A 16,803-nucleotide genomic window follows, 5' to 3' on the forward strand; every position below is an offset into this window, starting at 1 on the left:
ATTATGGGAGAGCAAACCGATGATACAACTTAGTCTGTGTTATCCAGACTACTTGTCTAAAACTGATTGATTAAACTTGTATATTTATAACTGTCTATCTAAAATTACCCCAATAAGAGACAATATGCTTATCAAGGCTAAAGTCTGTTGGTGCTAAGAATTGATACTGAAAAATAGCAGCGTGCTCAAAGGCTCTTAGACTGAGCAATGCAGATATTTAATAAATTTAACTTAAGTAAAAAGGCAGTCCTGAATGACCAAACATAACCCGTATAATTTTTTACCCTTGCAGCCGACAGGTAGAAACGAGACTGATACTGCTAATACCTACGCTCCTGAGGATATGATTAAAATATACGAGCAGCAGTTTCTCATTCAAGTGCCGGAAGAAGAGCTGACAGAGTTTTTGCCAGCGCTAAAAGCGTTCTATGATATCGACAACCATACCTTAGATGTTAGTGCCATTATTTTTGATGCAATTGCAGACTCTGCCATCATTTATAATCATAAAATCAAAGTCGGCGATTATCAGATATTAGGTAAGTTGATAGAAGAGGCAATTGAATATGATGAAGACAACAAAAATGATGAAAGCGTTGAAAATGAAGAGATTCAAGCCTATACATTAGAGTGCCAGCGTACCTTTTTCATCAATGATATAGAGATACCTTATCATTTCAATCTGTTTATTTATGGTGATGGTTATTCTACTCTGACCAAACAAGATACTGTACTAGAAAGAATGTATTGGTTTGTCAGAGGTAGATTCGAAGAAGAACTATTAGATGATTCTGAGGATAACGACAGCTTAGCGTCTATTAATGCGAAACTAGCCAGTTTGGGCATTCGTGAAATGGATCTGACGACTGTAGATGAGGTAATCAGCTATGTAGAAAACAGCATCATTGATGATCCGATGGTGGACGCGCTGAATCAACTACTAGATGATGCTGAGTAAGGTGAAAGATAAATAGTAGAGTAATCAACCAGTAAAAACACAGATTTAAAAAAATAGAAAAAGCTTCACTGCTCTTATTATGAATAGTGAGGCTTTTTAAATTCCTAACCCTATCAATAAGTTTTTTCGACACCATTCAAAATTACATGACTCTGTATACATTTCTAGCTTTCTGCCCATCTCTTCTCAAAGGGTTGCTCAATTTCCTATATAATATGAGCTATTTGATTATTACTGATCCATTCAATTTAGCTTTTTTTAGTAAAAATGCTTCTTATAAGGTAAAACGGTGCTTTATGTTCAACGCTTCCTCGACTCGTTTAAATAAATATATCAGCGAAAGTGGTATCTGCTCCAGACGTGATGCTGACCGCTTTGTCGAACAAGGTAACGTGTACATTAATGGCAAACGTGCTTCGGTGGGTGATCAAGTAGTTGCTGGAGACGCGGTGAAAGTCAACGGGCAGCTTATTGAGCCACGAGAGCCTGATGATTTTATTTTTATTGCATTGAATAAGCCAGTGGGCATCGTGAGCACCACGGAAAGCTCAGAGAAAAATAACATTGTTGATTTTGTGAGACACAGTCTACGTATCTTTCCGATTGGTCGTTTGGATAAAGATTCGCAAGGTTTGATTTTTTTGACTAACAATGGCGATTTGGTCAACAAGGTACTACGTGCTGGTAATAATCACGAGAAAGAGTATCTAGTAACCGTAAATAAGCCGTTAACGGATAGTGTTATCGAAGGTTTAGCGGGCGGTGTGCCTATGCTTGGCAAGATGACAAAAAAATGCCCAGTGACTAGGGTGGCGCCAACCGTATTTAATATCACGCTCGTTCAAGGGTTGAATCGCCAAATTCGCCGTATGTGTGAGCACTTTGGTTACGAAGTCGTTAAGCTTGAACGTACGCGGATTATGAATGTAAGTCTCAAAGGTCTTCCTGTTGGTGATTGGCGTGATTTAACCCCAAAAGAGTTATCTGTTTTACTTAAATCGGTAGAAGACTCTTCTTCGCAAGATAATCACTCAAACAAGAAATCTCGCAATGCGTCGCGAAAAAAACCTCGTACGGATGACTCGTCAAAGTCAAAAACACCCAAAAAATCAGCGGGTGCAGCAAAGGGGCGCAACAAATACGGCAAGGAGGATGCTAGAAAACCAGCAGGCTCTAAAGGCAGAGATGGGCGTCCTACTGGACGTGGCAAAAAGTCAGGAGGCAATGGTAAGTCAGGAGGAAATGGCAAACCTAATACAAATGGCAAGCGTCCTTCAAAAGGTCGAGGTTCTTCACGATAAGCGTTTTCAGTGCGTGACTGCTTTATTTATTGCCAAAATGGCAGTAAGCTAAATAACTTTAGTCTTAATGAGATAACATTATGTTTAAAATAAAAGTAGAGCGTATTGTCAAAAAACCGATTGATGAAGTATTTGAAGCACTAAGTGATCATGCCAGTTATGGCTCGTTTAAAGCGGTGGGAGTGGCTAAGTTAGTAGCTGAAGGTAACGAGGAGCGCAATGGCGTTGGGGCTTTACGTAGCATTCAAACGGGACCCGTTAAGTTCTGGGAGCGAATTACAGCGTTTGAACGTCCTACTCATCTACAATACCAAATCGAAAAATCTAAACCGATAAAAATGCAACATGATAAAGGCGTTATTGATTTAAAAGACTTGGGTGACGGTACCACACACGTGACTTGGGTATCTGAGGGTCGATTGATTGTACCGTTGCCATTAATTGGTCGGCTGTTTGACCGTAAAATGCAAAAACAAGGAACTATAGGGTTTAGTAGCATACTCAAGTCTATCGAAAGCCGCTAATCTCGCGGCTTATTTTATTTGAGCTAACTTTGTCAGTCTCAATCCGTTTTGTTCTTAGCAGCTTCAATTTCGTTAAAACGTGCTAACTGCTCTGGCGTGGCTTTTTGTTGGTACTTCTCTTTCCACTCAGCATAAGGCATGCCATAAACAAGCTCGCGCGCATCCTCGTAGTCGATGTCAATACCACGCTCTTCACCAGCCGCTTTATACCATTTAGATAAACAGTTACGACAAAAATCGGCAAGGTTCATCAGCTCGATATTTTGTACATCTTTGCGCTCGTCTAAATGAGCTAGCAAACGACGAAATGCCGCGGCTTCTAATTCGATGTTTGATTCTAATTTTGCCATAAGATCTTCCCTAACGGTCGTTGAGTTATTCTAAAGCTGAAATGATACTAACGATATAAATATTGCGCAACCTATGTCGTTCTATATTAAAAAAACGTACAGGAAGGTTTGGCAAACTCGTCATATTGGCAATTATTAGAAGCCTCTAAGTTAAGGTGAGTTATTGCATCTGACAAAGTGCCTTGGTAACTTCTAAGAAATTTTCTATATCCTGTAGATTATGACAATGGATTGGCGATACACGAATTGAGCCGTTTAAACCAAAGGATTCCAACATTCTTGATGAGTATGGGCTTGATAATAAACGTTCGAAAGTTACGACCCCATTTTTCTCATAATGTTCTACTGCTTCTTTATACTCTAAATTGTCAAAACCAATTGCCATAATAAAGTCTTTTTTAGTCAAATCTTTGCAATCTAAATATACATCTACGCCATCTATATGTCTCAACCCTTGTACATTTTCAGTGCCTTCTAACATTGCGTGCATCAAAGCTCTTTCATGCAATTTGATACGGGTCATACCTTCTACAAAGAGCTCTCTTCTTTTTATTGATGTAATGAACTGCTCTCCTAACCAACACACATAATTGACTACTTCAGTTAGCGCAGCAAAATGTGCTGGGGCAGGGCTACCAAGTTGCCAATAATCGTGAGGTTTTGCAATTAATTTATTGTGTGGTAATTTCGCTAATCGTTCTGATACATAACCAACGCCAAAACCACGTGGACCAAAAAACTTATAAGGTGCAAAGTTAATACCGTCAACGGGTACTTTGCTCACATCGATAATCCCATGTGGTGCGTGTTGTACTGCATCGGCCACAATATACAGATCGGGCTTTATTTTTCGTGCTTCAGCCACTATTTTGGCTTCATCTAACAAGGCACCAGATACATTTGAGGCATACATAAAGCTTAGTAGACAGGTATCTTGGTCAATCAACTTAATCACTTCTTCAACATCGACGCCACCCGTCACAGGGTTGGTCTTAGCCACTCTCAACTCTTTACCTGTTGCAGCAGCATAAGAAACCATTGCATCATAAGCTGAAGGGTGCTCTAACATCGTTGTCACCACATTACTGCCAGGTATATTCTCCATTACTGTTCTGACCATATCAAACATAACCATTGAAGCAGTCAGTGATGTGACGATACTACCAGTATCAACATTCAAAATAGTCTCTATAGAACGATACCCTTCTTCTTGTATATCCATTAACCATTTTGCAGTGGTATTACCATGCTCTGGACAGTCTGGTAGTTCGTCCAATTTTTTAAAGACATTACTGGCAGCTTTCAATCTAAAGGAGCCACCTGAGTTATCAAAAAAAAGCCTTTTTGTTTTATTAATAGGGTCAATATCAACATGATAAAACTTATCTTTGACCTCTTTACTCAATAGCTCACTAAAAAATTGTCCTTGCTCTACGTTTTCTCTCATCATTTTATCCTGAGTCTTTCTAAAGTTTAAAAGTGCGCAAGCAAAGCCGACAATAAGATCACAACACTATATTCCCGGCTTTGTTTAATATCTTTGGCTTTATTGTTTAATGTAAAAGAATTATGCTTTGGCTAATTTTACTTCTTGGTTTAACTCAGTTTTATCTTCAAATAGGTTTTCTATTCTAGCGATACAAAGTGTGGAAACCATGTCGCCTGTGACATTGAGTGTGGTATGTCCCATATCAATAATTCTATAAATTGCTGCAATTAAGCCGATAATGTCAGCAGGTAGTCCAATCGAATCCAGCAAAATTACCATCATCACAATGCCACCACCTGGGATACCTGGTGAGCCAACCGCTATTAGCGTTGCCATAAGGATGGTCATGAATTGTTCAAAAAGTGTCATCTCAATGCCGTATATCTGCGCAACAAACATAGTTCCAACGGCGAAATAAACGGCCGCGCCATTCATATTAATGGTTGCACCCAAAGGAAGAGAAAAACCTGCTAGCTCTTTTTTCACACCAAATTTCTCTTCTGCTACTTTCATCGTGACTGGCAGAGAGCCTGAACTGCTTGTGGTACTTGCCGTGATAGCCCAAACGGCAGGAATGTGTTTGAAAAACTCTTTTAGACTTACCTTAGCTACAAATTTCAGTAGGAATATATATAACAATAGAACAACGCAGATCATCCCTACATAGTCAGCTAGAATAAATTTAGCCAACGGTCCAAATATCTCCAAACCATACTCACCAACTGAAGCTGCGATTAGTGCTGCAACACCATAAGGAGAGAACGCCATAACAATGCCGGTAACCTTCAGCATGATTTCCGTTCCGCTATCAACAACCTTCTTAAATGGCTCGCTTTGTTTGCCTAACAATGTCATTCCAATGCCAAAAAAGGAGGAGAAGATAATAATTTGCATCAAATTACCCTCAGCGAGTGCCTGCAGAGGGTTAGTCGGTACCATGCTTAGAAGGGTTTCAGAGACACTAGCCATCTCTTTTACTGCCACTGGATCTGTTGAGATGAGATTCATCTCGAAACCTTGTCCAGGCATTAATAAATTTGCAACAGCAAGCCCAATGACACCTGATAACAGCGTTGTTAAGACATAAAATAATAATGTTTTACTACCCACACGCTTTAGCTTCTGTATATCTCCCATATTGGAGATTCCGCTCGCTATCGAGAAAGCGACGAGTGGTACAACGATCATCTTGATTAGGTTTAAGAACAAGTCTCCAATAGGTTTTGCGATCAATGCTTGTTCTTTAAAGAAGATGCCTGCTGCTATACCTAAGGCAAATCCGATAAAAACTTTGGTACTTAGTTGCATCTTTTTCCTGCTCATAATTACACTTCCTATGTGTCGTTTTCCATTGTGAAGCTTTGACCTGCAAAACCTTTTAGTGTTTTAGGGATAAAATTGCGACTGTTGGTGCAAAATTTAGCCACTACTAAATCTAACATTACAATTATTATTATAATAATGAATTATATTGGGCTAATATATTTAACTAATTAATATTTAAATACTCAGGTAAGGCAATGAAGATTGAGCAAATAGAAACTTTTTTGATGATTATAGAGACAAAAAATTTATCTGTAGCGAGTAATAATCTATTCATTTCTCAATCAGCAGTGAGTCATCGCTTGCGTTCTTTGGAGGAGTGTCTTGACTGTGAGTTATTCATACGTGGACGTGGTGAAAAGCTAGTTACCTTGACGCAAAAAGGAGAGGAGTTCGTTGAAATAGCCAGACGTTGGAAAGCATTATGGAATGAAACTAAACAATGGGCATTACAAAAATCTAAAATGAGTTTAAATGTTGCTAGTATTGATAGTTTAAATACATGCGTTTTTTCAAAATTATATAAGGAGTTGATTGATAGCAATAGTAAAGATGCCAGCAATCATTCAATTATTTTGAATGTGAGCTCTCACTGGAGTAGAACCATTTACGACTTAATTGAAAGTCATGATATTGACATCGGCTTCACTCTTAGTCCTTTGAAATACCCGAATGCAGTAGCTAAGCCTTTATTCAAATCCAGAGGCGTTGTTATTTCTTCAACATCGTCGAAATACGCTGAATCAGTTCATCCGCATGATTTAAATATTGCAAATGAAATTCTATTTTCCAATATTCCTGAATATCACGTATGGCATAATTTTTGGTGGGAAAACAATCAAAACGAATATTCTAGCGTTGATACGGTGTCATTATTATTTACTGTTTTTGATCTTGAAGAAAAATGGGCTATCGTTCCTGTTTGGATTGCACGTGTATTTGAAAGAATACATCCTGTTAAAATATCTGAGCTTAGTGTCGTTGCACCCGAATATACTTGTTATCAAGTGACGAATCGCTATCCTAAGTCCAGTAGGTTGAAAGCCATTGAAAGGTTTACAACAGCTCTAGCAGATTATATGAAGAAAGATGCTTTTATTGATAGTGTGCAGTGATAGAAGAAGTTCAACGGTAAAAAATTATCAGCCCATGCAAAACCTTGAATGTATTTCTTTCAAACACAACTTATTAGCACACTAAACTCAAACTGTATTTAGGTGAAGCTATTGGAGTTTCATATTTATTGTATTCTCTGGCATAGCCAAAGTATGATCAATGATATATTAGAGGCTTTAGGGCAGGGCACGGTTTGGGCACCGCATCGAAAATGGGCTTTTTGACTGAGTGGCTAGACTTAACTGAATTAGAAAAAATATTTCGAAATACCTGCTACAGACCTTGAAAAATGGACAAAAAAAAGCCTCACTGTTAAGTGAGGCTTTTTAAGTATTTGGAGCGGGAAAAGAGATTCGAACTCTCGACCCTAACGCCTGCTCACATGCTTCAGCTAAATAAGGGTCAACCGTATCCTGTTTCAGTAGCCACTTTAGATATCCAGCTCCATCTGAATGAGTGGCTAAATCTGCAATAGCCTCACCCTTATGTTTACCAAAACTCAGATGCGTAGGTACACGAGCCATTTGACTAAAATCATATAAGCTCTCTACATTATTTATATCATGATCTTGACTATTCGCTAAATCAATCAAACTACCAAGTACCAGCTGAGTGAAGTAAATATTAGCAATAGTAGCATGCGCATTCTTTGCTTGAGCGCGGGCTATATCTCGATGAAAGTGATAGAGGAGGGATACTAGCTTGTGGCTCTCAAGCGTAGGAAGAAGTTAGCCATAGCATTAGTACATATCAACTTAGGTGTATGAGATACGCCTGCATTTTTGAGAACTGCCATATCAAAACCAATATTGTGACCAATCAAGTATTCAACATTGTTAGATAGTCTAAAATCAGTATGAGGCGCCTCATCTGCTACATCCCCATCACATATATGTGATATTGCCATAGACTCCAAGCTGATTTCTTTTAAAGGGTTGAAATGCTTGGGTCTTGTAGTACATCTACCTTGCCGTTATTAACTTCACAAATGACGCTTTATCCTTTCAGAATACCCATTCTCTAATAATACGGATGCAGTTCAATATAACTTATATAAAGTATTAGTTGTCTATAATTATATTATCTTGATTGTTAATAAAGACCTGTCAGGCTAATCTATATGCAAGTGATAGCAACATTATTTTGATTTATATGAGGGTAAGAATAGGTTATGAAAGCTATGCAAGATATCAGGTTGGGTTCAGATATTGGTGGTACATTCACTGATATTGCACTAGAAGTCCATGGTAAGTTATATTCCACTAAAATACTTACTAACTACTCAGCACCAGAGCAAGCTATTCTTGATGGTATGGAGATTGTTACGAAGGAAGCGGGTATCAGTCCTTCAGATATTAATATCATTATTCATGGTACCACACTTGCAACTAATGCTTTGATTGAGCGTCGAGGTGCAAAAACGGCATTGGTTACTACCGAAGGTTTCCGTGACGTTATCGAAATGCGAACTGAAAATCGTTTTGCGCAGTACGACCTAAACATGGTATTACCAACGCCACTCATACCTCGTGAAAACCGTTTTAGTGTGGCAGGTCGGATGGATGCGCATGGCAATGAGCTCTTAGCTCTTGACGAATCTGCACTAGTAGCTATCGCTGACGAAATTGCAACTGGTAATTTTGGCGCAGTTGCGATTGGCTTTATTCATTCTTACATGAATGATACCCATGAGCAGCGCGCTCGAGAAATTTTATCAGATAAGCTTGACATTCCTATCTCTATTTCTGCTGAAGTATCGCCACAGATGCGCGAATTTGAGCGTTTTAATACAGTTTGTGCAAACGCTTATGTACGTCCGCAAATGGAAGATTATTTATCGCGCTTACAAGTCCGTTTAAAAGAAATGGAGGCCCACTGTCCTGTATTTATGATTCACTCAGGTGGGGGCCTTATATCTGTTGAAACAGCATCTGAGTTTCCAGTACGTTTGATTGAGTCAGGCCCTGCTGGCGGTGCTATCTTCGCCGCTGACATTGCTCGCCGATTTAGCCTAAATCAAGCAGTATCTTATGATATGGGTGGTACGACTGCTAAGGTATGTTTGATAGAAGACTATGTGCCAAAAACAGCACGTAGCTTTGAAGTTGCCCGTACTTACCGCTTCTGTAAAGGCTCAGGTATGCCTATCTCAATTCCTGTTATTGAGATGATCGAAATTGGTGCTGGTGGTGGTTCTATTGCTTGGGTTGACGCTATGAACCGCATCCAAGTAGGTCCAGAATCAGCAGCTTCCGAGCCAGGTCCAGCATGTTATCAACAGGGCGGTGAGCATCCTGCTATTACTGACGCTGACCTGGTACTAGGAAAGCTTGATCCAGACAATTTTGCGGGCGGTAAGATTAAACTAGCTATTGAAAATTCAAAAACGGCTATCTCTAAAGACGTAGGAGACAAGATAGGACTAGATGCACAATCAGCTGCCTTTGGTATCTGTGAAGTGGTTGATGAGAATATGGCAAATGCTGCCCGTGTTCACGCAGTTGAGAACGGTAAAAACATCTCTGAAAATATTATGATTGCTTTCGGTGGGGCAGCGCCTCTACATGCGGCTCGTCTATGTGAAAAGCTTGGTATTGACCAGTGTTTGATACCAAGTGGTGCAGGTGTTGGTTCTGCTATTGGCTTCTTGAAAGCACCTTTTGGTTATGAAGCTGTAGCATCACATTTCGCAGTATTATCAAGCTTTGACCCAGAAGCATTAAATAGCATGCTAGATGGGTTGAAGAATACTTCTGAAAGCTTTGTACGTGTAGGTACAGACGGTGAAATAGAGCGTGAAGTTACAGCTTATATGCGTTATGAAGGACAAGGCTGGGAGATACCAGTAACACTGCCAGATCGTCATTTTACACAATTAGATAAAAAGATGATTATTGATACATTTCGTCAGCGATATGCTCAATTCTTCGGTCGTCCCATCGAAGGACCTGAGATTGAGTTTGTCACTTGGTCAGTAAAAGTTCAGGAGGTTAAGCCTAAAGGGGAAAAATTAGCTATCGTTACTGATGGTAAGCCAGTCAAAATACTCGAAACACGTTCCGTTTTTGACCCAGCATCTGGTGAGGAGTTAGAAACCGCTATTATTCCTCGGCATACACTTTCAGTTGGCGACCAAGTTGTTGGCCCTGCAGTAATCGTAGAAGATGAAACATCAACAATTGTGACCTCATTGTTTGATGCAGTTATTCAAATTGATGGTACGATTTTGATCAATAGAAAGGAGCGTAAATAATGAGTAATGATAGCAATATTGAAGAGATTCGCATGCAAGTGATGTGGAACCGTCTATTATCAGTGGTAGAAGAACAAGCATTGACCTTGCTACGTACGGCATTCTCCACCTCGGTACGTGAAGCAGGTGATTTGTCAGCAGGTGTCTATGACGCTGAAGGGAGAATGCTAGCGCAGGCGGTAACTGGCACACCAGGTCATGTTAATACCATGGCAATCGCAGTTACCCATTTTATCAACGAGCTCCCTCGCGAAGAAATGTCTGAAGGGGACACTTATGTCACGAATGATCCATGGAAAGGTACAGGCCACTTACACGATATAACTGTAGTATCACCATCATTTAAAAATGGCGAATTGATTGGCTTTTTCGCTTGTACAGCTCATGTTGTCGATATTGGCGGCTTAGGTTTTGGTGCAGAAGGTAAATCTGTATATGAAGAAGGTTTACAGATTCCTATTATGAAGTTCGCCGAACGTGGTGAAGTAAATAAAGACTTGATCAAAATAATCCGTACCAACGTACGTGAACCAGACCTAGTTATTGGCGACTTCTACTCACTAGCAGCATGTAACGATGTTGGGCATAATCGTTTAATAGGTATGTTAAACGAAGTCGGTTTAGATGATTTAGAAAAACTGGGTGATTTCATCCTATCACGTACTCACGCTGCAATGGTTGAGTGTTTTTCCAGCTTACCGAAGGGGACTTGGGGCAATGAAATGATGACTGACGGCTTTGATGAAGCAATCAAAGTCGCTGCAAGTGTGACTATTGCAGAGGAAAATATACATGTTGACTTTGCAGGTTCGTCACCAATGAGTCGGTGGGGTATTAACGTACCACTTATCTATAGTAATGCTTATGCCTGCTATGCGATTAAATGTATCGTTGCTCCAGATATCCCAAATAATGCTGCGTCATTGGCTATGTTCACTGTATCATCGCCAACCAATATTTTGAATGCTGAGCGCCCAGCTTCAGTTTCATTACGTCATGTACTAGGACATATGGTACCTGACTTGGTATTGGGTGCATTGGACAAAGCGATTCCTGGTCAAGTACCTGCAGAAAGTGCAGCAGCATTATGGAACCTACATGTCTCAGCGAAACCTATTGAAGGCAAAAAAGGGCGTCTAGCTGAGGTATTAATGTTCAATTCAGGCGGTATGGGTGCACGTCCAGCAATAGATGGTTTGTCTGCAACTGCATTTCCATCAGGTGTACATACAATGCCCGTAGAAGCAACAGAACACGCTGGTCCTATTGTAGTGTGGCGTAAAGAGCTGCGTCCAGACTCAGGTGGTAATGGCGAATTTCGAGGTGGTCTAGGTCAGATAATCGAGATTGCACCTGCTGATGGACATGAGTTCCGCTTCTCTGCTATGTTTGATCGCGTAGCAACACACCCTCGTGGACGTGCAGGTGGCGAAGCGGGTCAGTCAGGCACTGTTGAATTAGATGATGGCAGTAAGCTGCGTGCTAAAGGCTGGCAGAATGTACCAACAGGTCGCCGTTTGATTCTTAATCTACCAGGAGGCGCAGGTTATGGTAATGCTGAAAATCGTAGGGAAGAGTCAGTCGCTGAAGATATCAAAAAGGGATATGTGACGCGCTAATATATCTAATATTAGTTTAGGTGATCAGTTTCGAACAAAACTGGTCACTTGCTATTTCGAAAAATGATGTTGGGATGTTTGCAGCATATACAGTTTCACTTATAGAGAGGATAAATAATGACTAAGCAATTTGATACGATTTTGATTACAGGGGCTGGTGGCCGTTTAGGTACTGAATTACGACGCGGTCTTGCACCATTGGCAACAACACTGAGGTTAGCCGTACGCAATAAGCTTGATGATCTGCAGCCAAACGAAGAGCAGTATGTATTCGATTTAGCAGACGAGGCTGCTGTTTTAGAAGCAACGAAAGGTGTTGATGCAATTATTCACTTTGGCGGTGCATCATTAGAGACCGAGTGGGAACAAATTCTTGATGCTAACATCCGTGGTTCATACAATATATATGAAGGCGCTCGTAAAAATGGTGTAAAACGAGTTGTTTATGCTTCGTCAGTACACGCTATTGGTTATCATGAGTTAGAAGCGAACATTGATACTGATGCGCCAGTACGCCCAGACAGCTTATACGGCGTATCTAAGTGTTTTGTTGAAGCGCTAAGTCGTTTATACTGGGATAAATTTGGCATTGAAAGTGCGTGCGTACGTATTTTTTCATCGTTCCCAGAGCCAGCTGATCGACGCATGTTATGGTCTTGGTTATCATTTGATGACTGTATCCGTCTAGTAGTGGCTTGTTTGACTGCGCCACGTCTAGGTCATACAATTACCTTTGGTACTTCAGACAATAACGTAAAGCCACTCAACAACAGCAAAGCAGGCCATATAGGTTATGTGCCTCTAGACAGTGCTGAGCCTTATCGTGAGCAGGTAGAATCTTCAACTGAAATGGCTGACCCTAAAGCAGATTCTGTACGTCTTCTTGGTGGTTGGTTTGTTGACTTAGGTCACCCAAACGACAAAGAAGATTAATTATTATATAGTTTTACGGTAAAGATAAAGATGATGAGTAAATTACTTTTTATCTTTATCAGTAGGACTGCAATAGATAGTAATTGAATAATAAATCTTCTTATTATTACGAATTGATTAGATGATGACTTATATAGTTAAGCCTAAATGAACACTCAGAAAGATAATGGGAACGGTACAACATTCCCATTATCTTTCTGAGTGTTCATTTAATTGGTTCTCTCAGTTCTTAATGAAATTGTTCTTTATGCACGTAAACTTTAAGAGTGATTAACTCTAAATGGGTTAAACTAGTTCGCGTTTCATTTGACCTTATTATCAAGAATTTCACTAGCTGCTAATGAAAAATGGTGAATTACAATAAGTTTTATTTTATGATAAAAAAGCATAGCAGTATTAGGCTAGATATTGAGAAACTCTACTACTTTTCTAGCAGTGACTTTAGATATAAAAACTCTAAAAGCAGCCTAGTATAGTGCTTATCTACTACAGCCCTTTATTAATAACACTATAGATTATGCGATGAATAAAAGTTGCAAAATAATCTTTTACGGCTCATAGATATATGGGACATTCTTAACATCTAGATGATGTGTTAGAGGATAGCAATGAGTAAAACTATTAGGTTACCACCATTAAATTCATTACGGGTTTTCAATGCGGTGATGAAATATGGTAGCTTTCGTAAGGCGTCTACTAAACTATTAGTCTCTCCTCAGGCAGTCAGTCAACAAGTACAGCTATTAGAAGATAGTTTGAACGTGCCTTTATTTGAGCGAAGAGGACGCGTCATTGAACCAACTGAACATGCAAAAGTTTTATCTTATTTTGTGCAGTCAGGTTTTGATGAGTTTTACGAAGGCATTAGCCGTGTTACACGTGTGCAACAGCGTAACCGCATTAACATTAATGTGAGTCCATATTTTGCCTCCCATTTTTTGATGCCTCGACTACACGTTTTTCGTGAACGCGTAAAAGAGGTAGATATTCGTCTAACTACTATGGTACGTATTCAAGATTTTACTTCTGATGATATTGATGTCGCTATTCAATGGGGTTTTGATGAAGGATCGGATTGGATAGATGATGGCTTGAAAGGCTGGCGAAAATACGAGCCTAAGCTGCTTGTTCGAGACCCGAAAATTATTTGCTGTACACCAGGAATTGCAGACAATATTGATTCACCTCTCGATTTACTATCGCATACTTTACTGTGCCCGACCTTGACAAAGAACCTATGGAAAAAGGTCATGCACCATCTTGGTACTGAGCTACCGATAAATATGATACGTGAAGTCGAGTTCCAAGACGCAGAAACGTTATGCCAAGCAGCAAAATCAGGTATGGGAATCGGTTTGGTCTCTGAGCCTGATGCGCTAGCTGCCATCAAAGCAGGAGAATTGGTAGCTCCGTTAGGTATTGATGTTTTAGCAGATATGATAGACGGTGATATACCGGGATTTTATCTATTGGCACCGAAAGCAAACTTAAACATCAAGTTTATAGCAGAGTTTTGTGAGTGGATGCTGTCAGAAGAGTGGCAGACCTAGTCTCATTATATGGTATAGTCGATTCAGTTTAGAAGAGATTTAAGGCAACCGTGCGTATATGTATATGCGATACCTCAAACAAGATTAATGCTGTCCCCTTTTTATAGAAGATTGACTGTAATAGTGAGATGGTTATGTAAAAGATAAAACAACTAAACCCTGTTTAATAAAAGAATCCGTCTTTACTCTAACAAAATGGATTACATTTAGAGTATTAGTCCATATCCAATTAATTTTTTATAACTAATACTTGCTCTAATGTTAAGGTATTTGGTAGCTGAAAGGAGATTCATTAGCATTATCTAACTATCCTTGAAAGATTGTCATTGATTTGAACGCAATCGATTAGAGTTGCTATATATAGCACCAGGCTATATATAGCAACTTCGAATACTATTATCAAAATAAATTACTAGTTTAATAGATCTGGATGTCTATCAAGTACACGTTGCCAGATTGGCGCAAAACAGCGTTTAGCTTCTTCTGGAGAGCCCACTTGTTCTGCTGTGAGCTTAGCATTTTCTTCATCGATTAGAAGAGGTTGGCCAGCCGCTTGCGCAATCATTTGAATTTGACAAGTACGTTCTAGATTAACAAACCACCATACGACTTCATCTACTGAACCACCAACGGTCAATAGACCATGGTTTTGTAAGATTACTGCTTTATGTTGGCCTAAAGATTCAGCAATGCGTTCACCTTCTTTTAAATCATGTACCAAACCTGTATATGAATTAAATAAACTATGATCCTCATAAAAAGCACAAGCTTCTTGGTTGATGGGATCGATTAACCTTCCTAGGGTTGAGAATGCTTTACCGTATACTGAGTGTGCATGTGCTGCAGCAATAGCATCTGGACGCGCTTTATGCAGTTGAGAGTGAATAGTAAAACCTGCCTTATTTACCTCATGCTTACCTTCGACCACTTCACCATCGTAGTTTACTCGAATCAAATCAGAAACTTTAATTAAGCTAAAATGCATATTATATGGGTTTACCCAAAAACTGTCTTTAAACTCAGGATCTTTGACTGTGATATGTCCAGCGTTACCTTCGTCAAAACCAAACATCGAAAAAATACGAAAAGCTCCTGCCAGCTTCTGCTTTCTTTGTAATCGAACTTCCTCTAGATCTATATTTTCACCATTAGCAAACATGATTTTCTCCTCTTTAATAAGAATAATGATATTGAAGCCGTTCTTCGAATAGAAAATTCTTTTTCTAAAATATAGAAAATAGAAAAAATGTAGTTTGTTTTCAATTCAAAGGTCTATTATCTTCAAATTTTTTTAGAGCCTATTGTTTACTGTGTGTAATAGACGACTGCCTAACACATAATAATTACTTTTGAAACGAGTATAAGACTCAGACTTTTGTTCTGTAGTTGCCAAAGGGAAAGCATCATAGTTATCAGAAATGATCCAATCTGCAGCTGCTTTACCAAATACAGAACCTGATGCAATACCGCGTCCATTGTAACCGTAGATCATTACTGCATTAGTACCTAAGTCGACCACTTTTGGTAAATGATCGGAGGTCATTACAATACGACCAAACCAAGCATGTTCAAACGGTACGTCTGACAACTGAGGAAACCACTGTTTCATCTTACGATGAACCCAATTGATATGAATATTTTTACCCCAGTCATCAAGTTTGCCCACGCTACCTACCATAACGCGGCCGTTAGAGTCTTTCCTAAACCAAGACATTACTTGTGCAGTATCCCAGCAGCCCTCTTTGTTTGGTAGAATTTCTTTATTAATTTCATCACTTAAAGGAGGCGTTGCACAACTGAAGCAGAAAAATGGAGTATATAATTTGGGCTGGTCTTTCCTCGCTTCATACGCATGTGTAGCTACTATCAGATACTTTGCTATGATAGACCCATTCGGTGTGGTTACTTTCCATGTACCATTTGCAAGCTGTTTGGTTTCTTCTGCTGCAGTTTCTTGATATAGCTTTGCACCGGCCTTTATAGCTGAGCGTGCGAGCCCACGTACATACTTAAGAGGATGAATAGTACCTGCACGTGTATCAAGCAATGCCCCATGTAATTGGTTTGCCCCAGTTCGTTGTTTAGCTTCTTCTGCGCTCATTAGCTTTACAGGAGCACCGCGAGCTTTCTGCTGATTGTATCTATTTAAGAGATCACGTTTCCCTGCACTGGCATTGTGTGCTAAATGCATTGTCCCGTTACGTACAGCATCACATTGAATATTGTGTTTATCAATGAGGTTAAAGACTAGCTCTGGCCCATTAGATAAAGCCTCATTTAGCTTTTGACCTTTTTCATGCCCAAACATACGCTCGATATCATCAGGTGGCGTCCACAAGCCTGGATTAACTAGACCGGTATTACGCCCTGAACCTCCATAGCCAACA

At 39.6% G+C, this 16,803-nt stretch carries 15 protein-coding genes; 8 read left to right on the forward strand and 7 right to left on the reverse strand.

The genetic code is table 11. The annotated features are described in order from the left end of the window. Positions 1-253: 253 nt before the first annotated feature. From ACT3QN_RS10400 to ACT3QN_RS10410, 3 genes are all read left to right on the forward strand, one after another. Positions 254-958, forward strand: a complete 705-nt coding sequence (locus tag ACT3QN_RS10400) for a hypothetical protein (RefSeq protein WP_444523464.1) — start codon at positions 254-256, stop codon at positions 956-958. A 296-nt stretch (positions 959-1,254) separates the two neighbouring features. Further along, positions 1,255-2,259, forward strand: coding sequence for a 23S rRNA pseudouridine(2604) synthase RluF (rluF, locus tag ACT3QN_RS10405; protein ID WP_444523463.1), 1,005 nt, complete (start codon positions 1,255-1,257; stop codon positions 2,257-2,259). An 80-nt stretch (positions 2,260-2,339) separates the two neighbouring features. Then, the gene (locus ACT3QN_RS10410) at positions 2,340-2,783 is read left to right on the forward strand and encodes an SRPBCC family protein (protein ID WP_444523462.1); all 444 of its coding nucleotides are present in this window, start codon (positions 2,340-2,342) and stop codon (positions 2,781-2,783) included. A 38-nt stretch (positions 2,784-2,821) separates the two neighbouring features. On the opposite strand, the gene ACT3QN_RS10415 is transcribed toward ACT3QN_RS10410, so the two are convergent. From ACT3QN_RS10415 to ACT3QN_RS10425, 3 genes are all read right to left on the reverse strand, one after another. Next, positions 2,822-3,133, reverse strand: a complete 312-nt coding sequence (locus ACT3QN_RS10415; RefSeq protein WP_201567596.1) for a DUF1244 domain-containing protein — start codon at positions 3,131-3,133, stop codon at positions 2,822-2,824. Between the two features lie 160 nt (positions 3,134-3,293). Continuing rightward, entirely contained in the window at positions 3,294-4,583 is a 1,290-nt protein-coding gene (locus ACT3QN_RS10420; RefSeq protein WP_444523461.1) for an aminotransferase class V-fold PLP-dependent enzyme, read from the reverse strand. A gap of 117 nt (positions 4,584-4,700) precedes the next feature. Next, positions 4,701-5,945, reverse strand: coding sequence for a dicarboxylate/amino acid:cation symporter (locus ACT3QN_RS10425; RefSeq protein WP_444523460.1), 1,245 nt, complete (start codon positions 5,943-5,945; stop codon positions 4,701-4,703). 197 nt (positions 5,946-6,142) lie between these two features. On the opposite strand from ACT3QN_RS10425, the gene ACT3QN_RS10430 reads away from it, so the two are divergent. Beyond that, entirely contained in the window at positions 6,143-7,060 is a 918-nt protein-coding gene (locus ACT3QN_RS10430) for a LysR family transcriptional regulator (protein ID WP_444529205.1), read from the forward strand. Positions 7,061-7,387: 327 nt separating this feature from the next. Here the strand turns inward: ACT3QN_RS10430 and ACT3QN_RS10435 are convergent, their stop codons facing one another. After that, on the reverse strand, positions 7,388-7,585 hold the full coding sequence (locus ACT3QN_RS10435) for a hypothetical protein (protein ID WP_444523957.1): 198 nt from the start codon (positions 7,583-7,585) through the stop codon (positions 7,388-7,390). Between the two features lie 173 nt (positions 7,586-7,758). Further along, on the reverse strand, positions 7,759-7,968 hold the full coding sequence (locus ACT3QN_RS10440) for a hypothetical protein (RefSeq protein WP_444523956.1): 210 nt from the start codon (positions 7,966-7,968) through the stop codon (positions 7,759-7,761). A 264-nt stretch (positions 7,969-8,232) separates the two neighbouring features. Between ACT3QN_RS10440 and ACT3QN_RS10445 the strand changes: the two genes are divergently transcribed. The 4 genes from ACT3QN_RS10445 to ACT3QN_RS10460 all read left to right on the forward strand — a co-directional run bounded on the left by ACT3QN_RS10445 (position 8,233) and on the right by ACT3QN_RS10460 (position 14,416). Next, entirely contained in the window at positions 8,233-10,314 is a 2,082-nt protein-coding gene (locus ACT3QN_RS10445; RefSeq protein WP_444523955.1) for a hydantoinase/oxoprolinase family protein, read from the forward strand. Continuing rightward, on the forward strand, positions 10,314-11,933 hold the full coding sequence (locus ACT3QN_RS10450) for a hydantoinase B/oxoprolinase family protein (protein ID WP_444529206.1): 1,620 nt from the start codon (positions 10,314-10,316) through the stop codon (positions 11,931-11,933). The genes ACT3QN_RS10445 and ACT3QN_RS10450 overlap by 1 nt, the downstream gene beginning before the upstream one ends. Before the next feature lie 117 nt (positions 11,934-12,050). Further along, complete coding sequence (locus tag ACT3QN_RS10455; protein WP_444523953.1) at positions 12,051-12,866, forward strand: NAD-dependent epimerase/dehydratase family protein; 816 nt, start codon at positions 12,051-12,053, stop codon at positions 12,864-12,866. Positions 12,867-13,474: 608 nt separating this feature from the next. Then, positions 13,475-14,416, forward strand: a complete 942-nt coding sequence (locus tag ACT3QN_RS10460) for a LysR substrate-binding domain-containing protein (RefSeq protein WP_444523952.1) — start codon at positions 13,475-13,477, stop codon at positions 14,414-14,416. Between the two features lie 412 nt (positions 14,417-14,828). Here ACT3QN_RS10460 and ACT3QN_RS10465 read toward each other — a convergent pair whose 3' ends face one another. Both ACT3QN_RS10465 and ACT3QN_RS10470 read right to left on the reverse strand, forming a co-directional pair. Further along, entirely contained in the window at positions 14,829-15,575 is a 747-nt protein-coding gene (locus ACT3QN_RS10465; protein ID WP_444523951.1) for a class II aldolase/adducin family protein, read from the reverse strand. 132 nt (positions 15,576-15,707) lie between these two features. After that, positions 15,708-16,803, reverse strand: a 1,096-nt coding sequence (locus tag ACT3QN_RS10470) for an NAD(P)/FAD-dependent oxidoreductase (protein ID WP_444523950.1), incomplete at its 5' end; no start/stop codon positions are given.

Source organism: Psychrobacter sp. AOP7-C1-14 (genome assembly GCF_052376135.1).
Lineage (GTDB): Bacteria > Pseudomonadota > Gammaproteobacteria > Pseudomonadales > Moraxellaceae > Psychrobacter.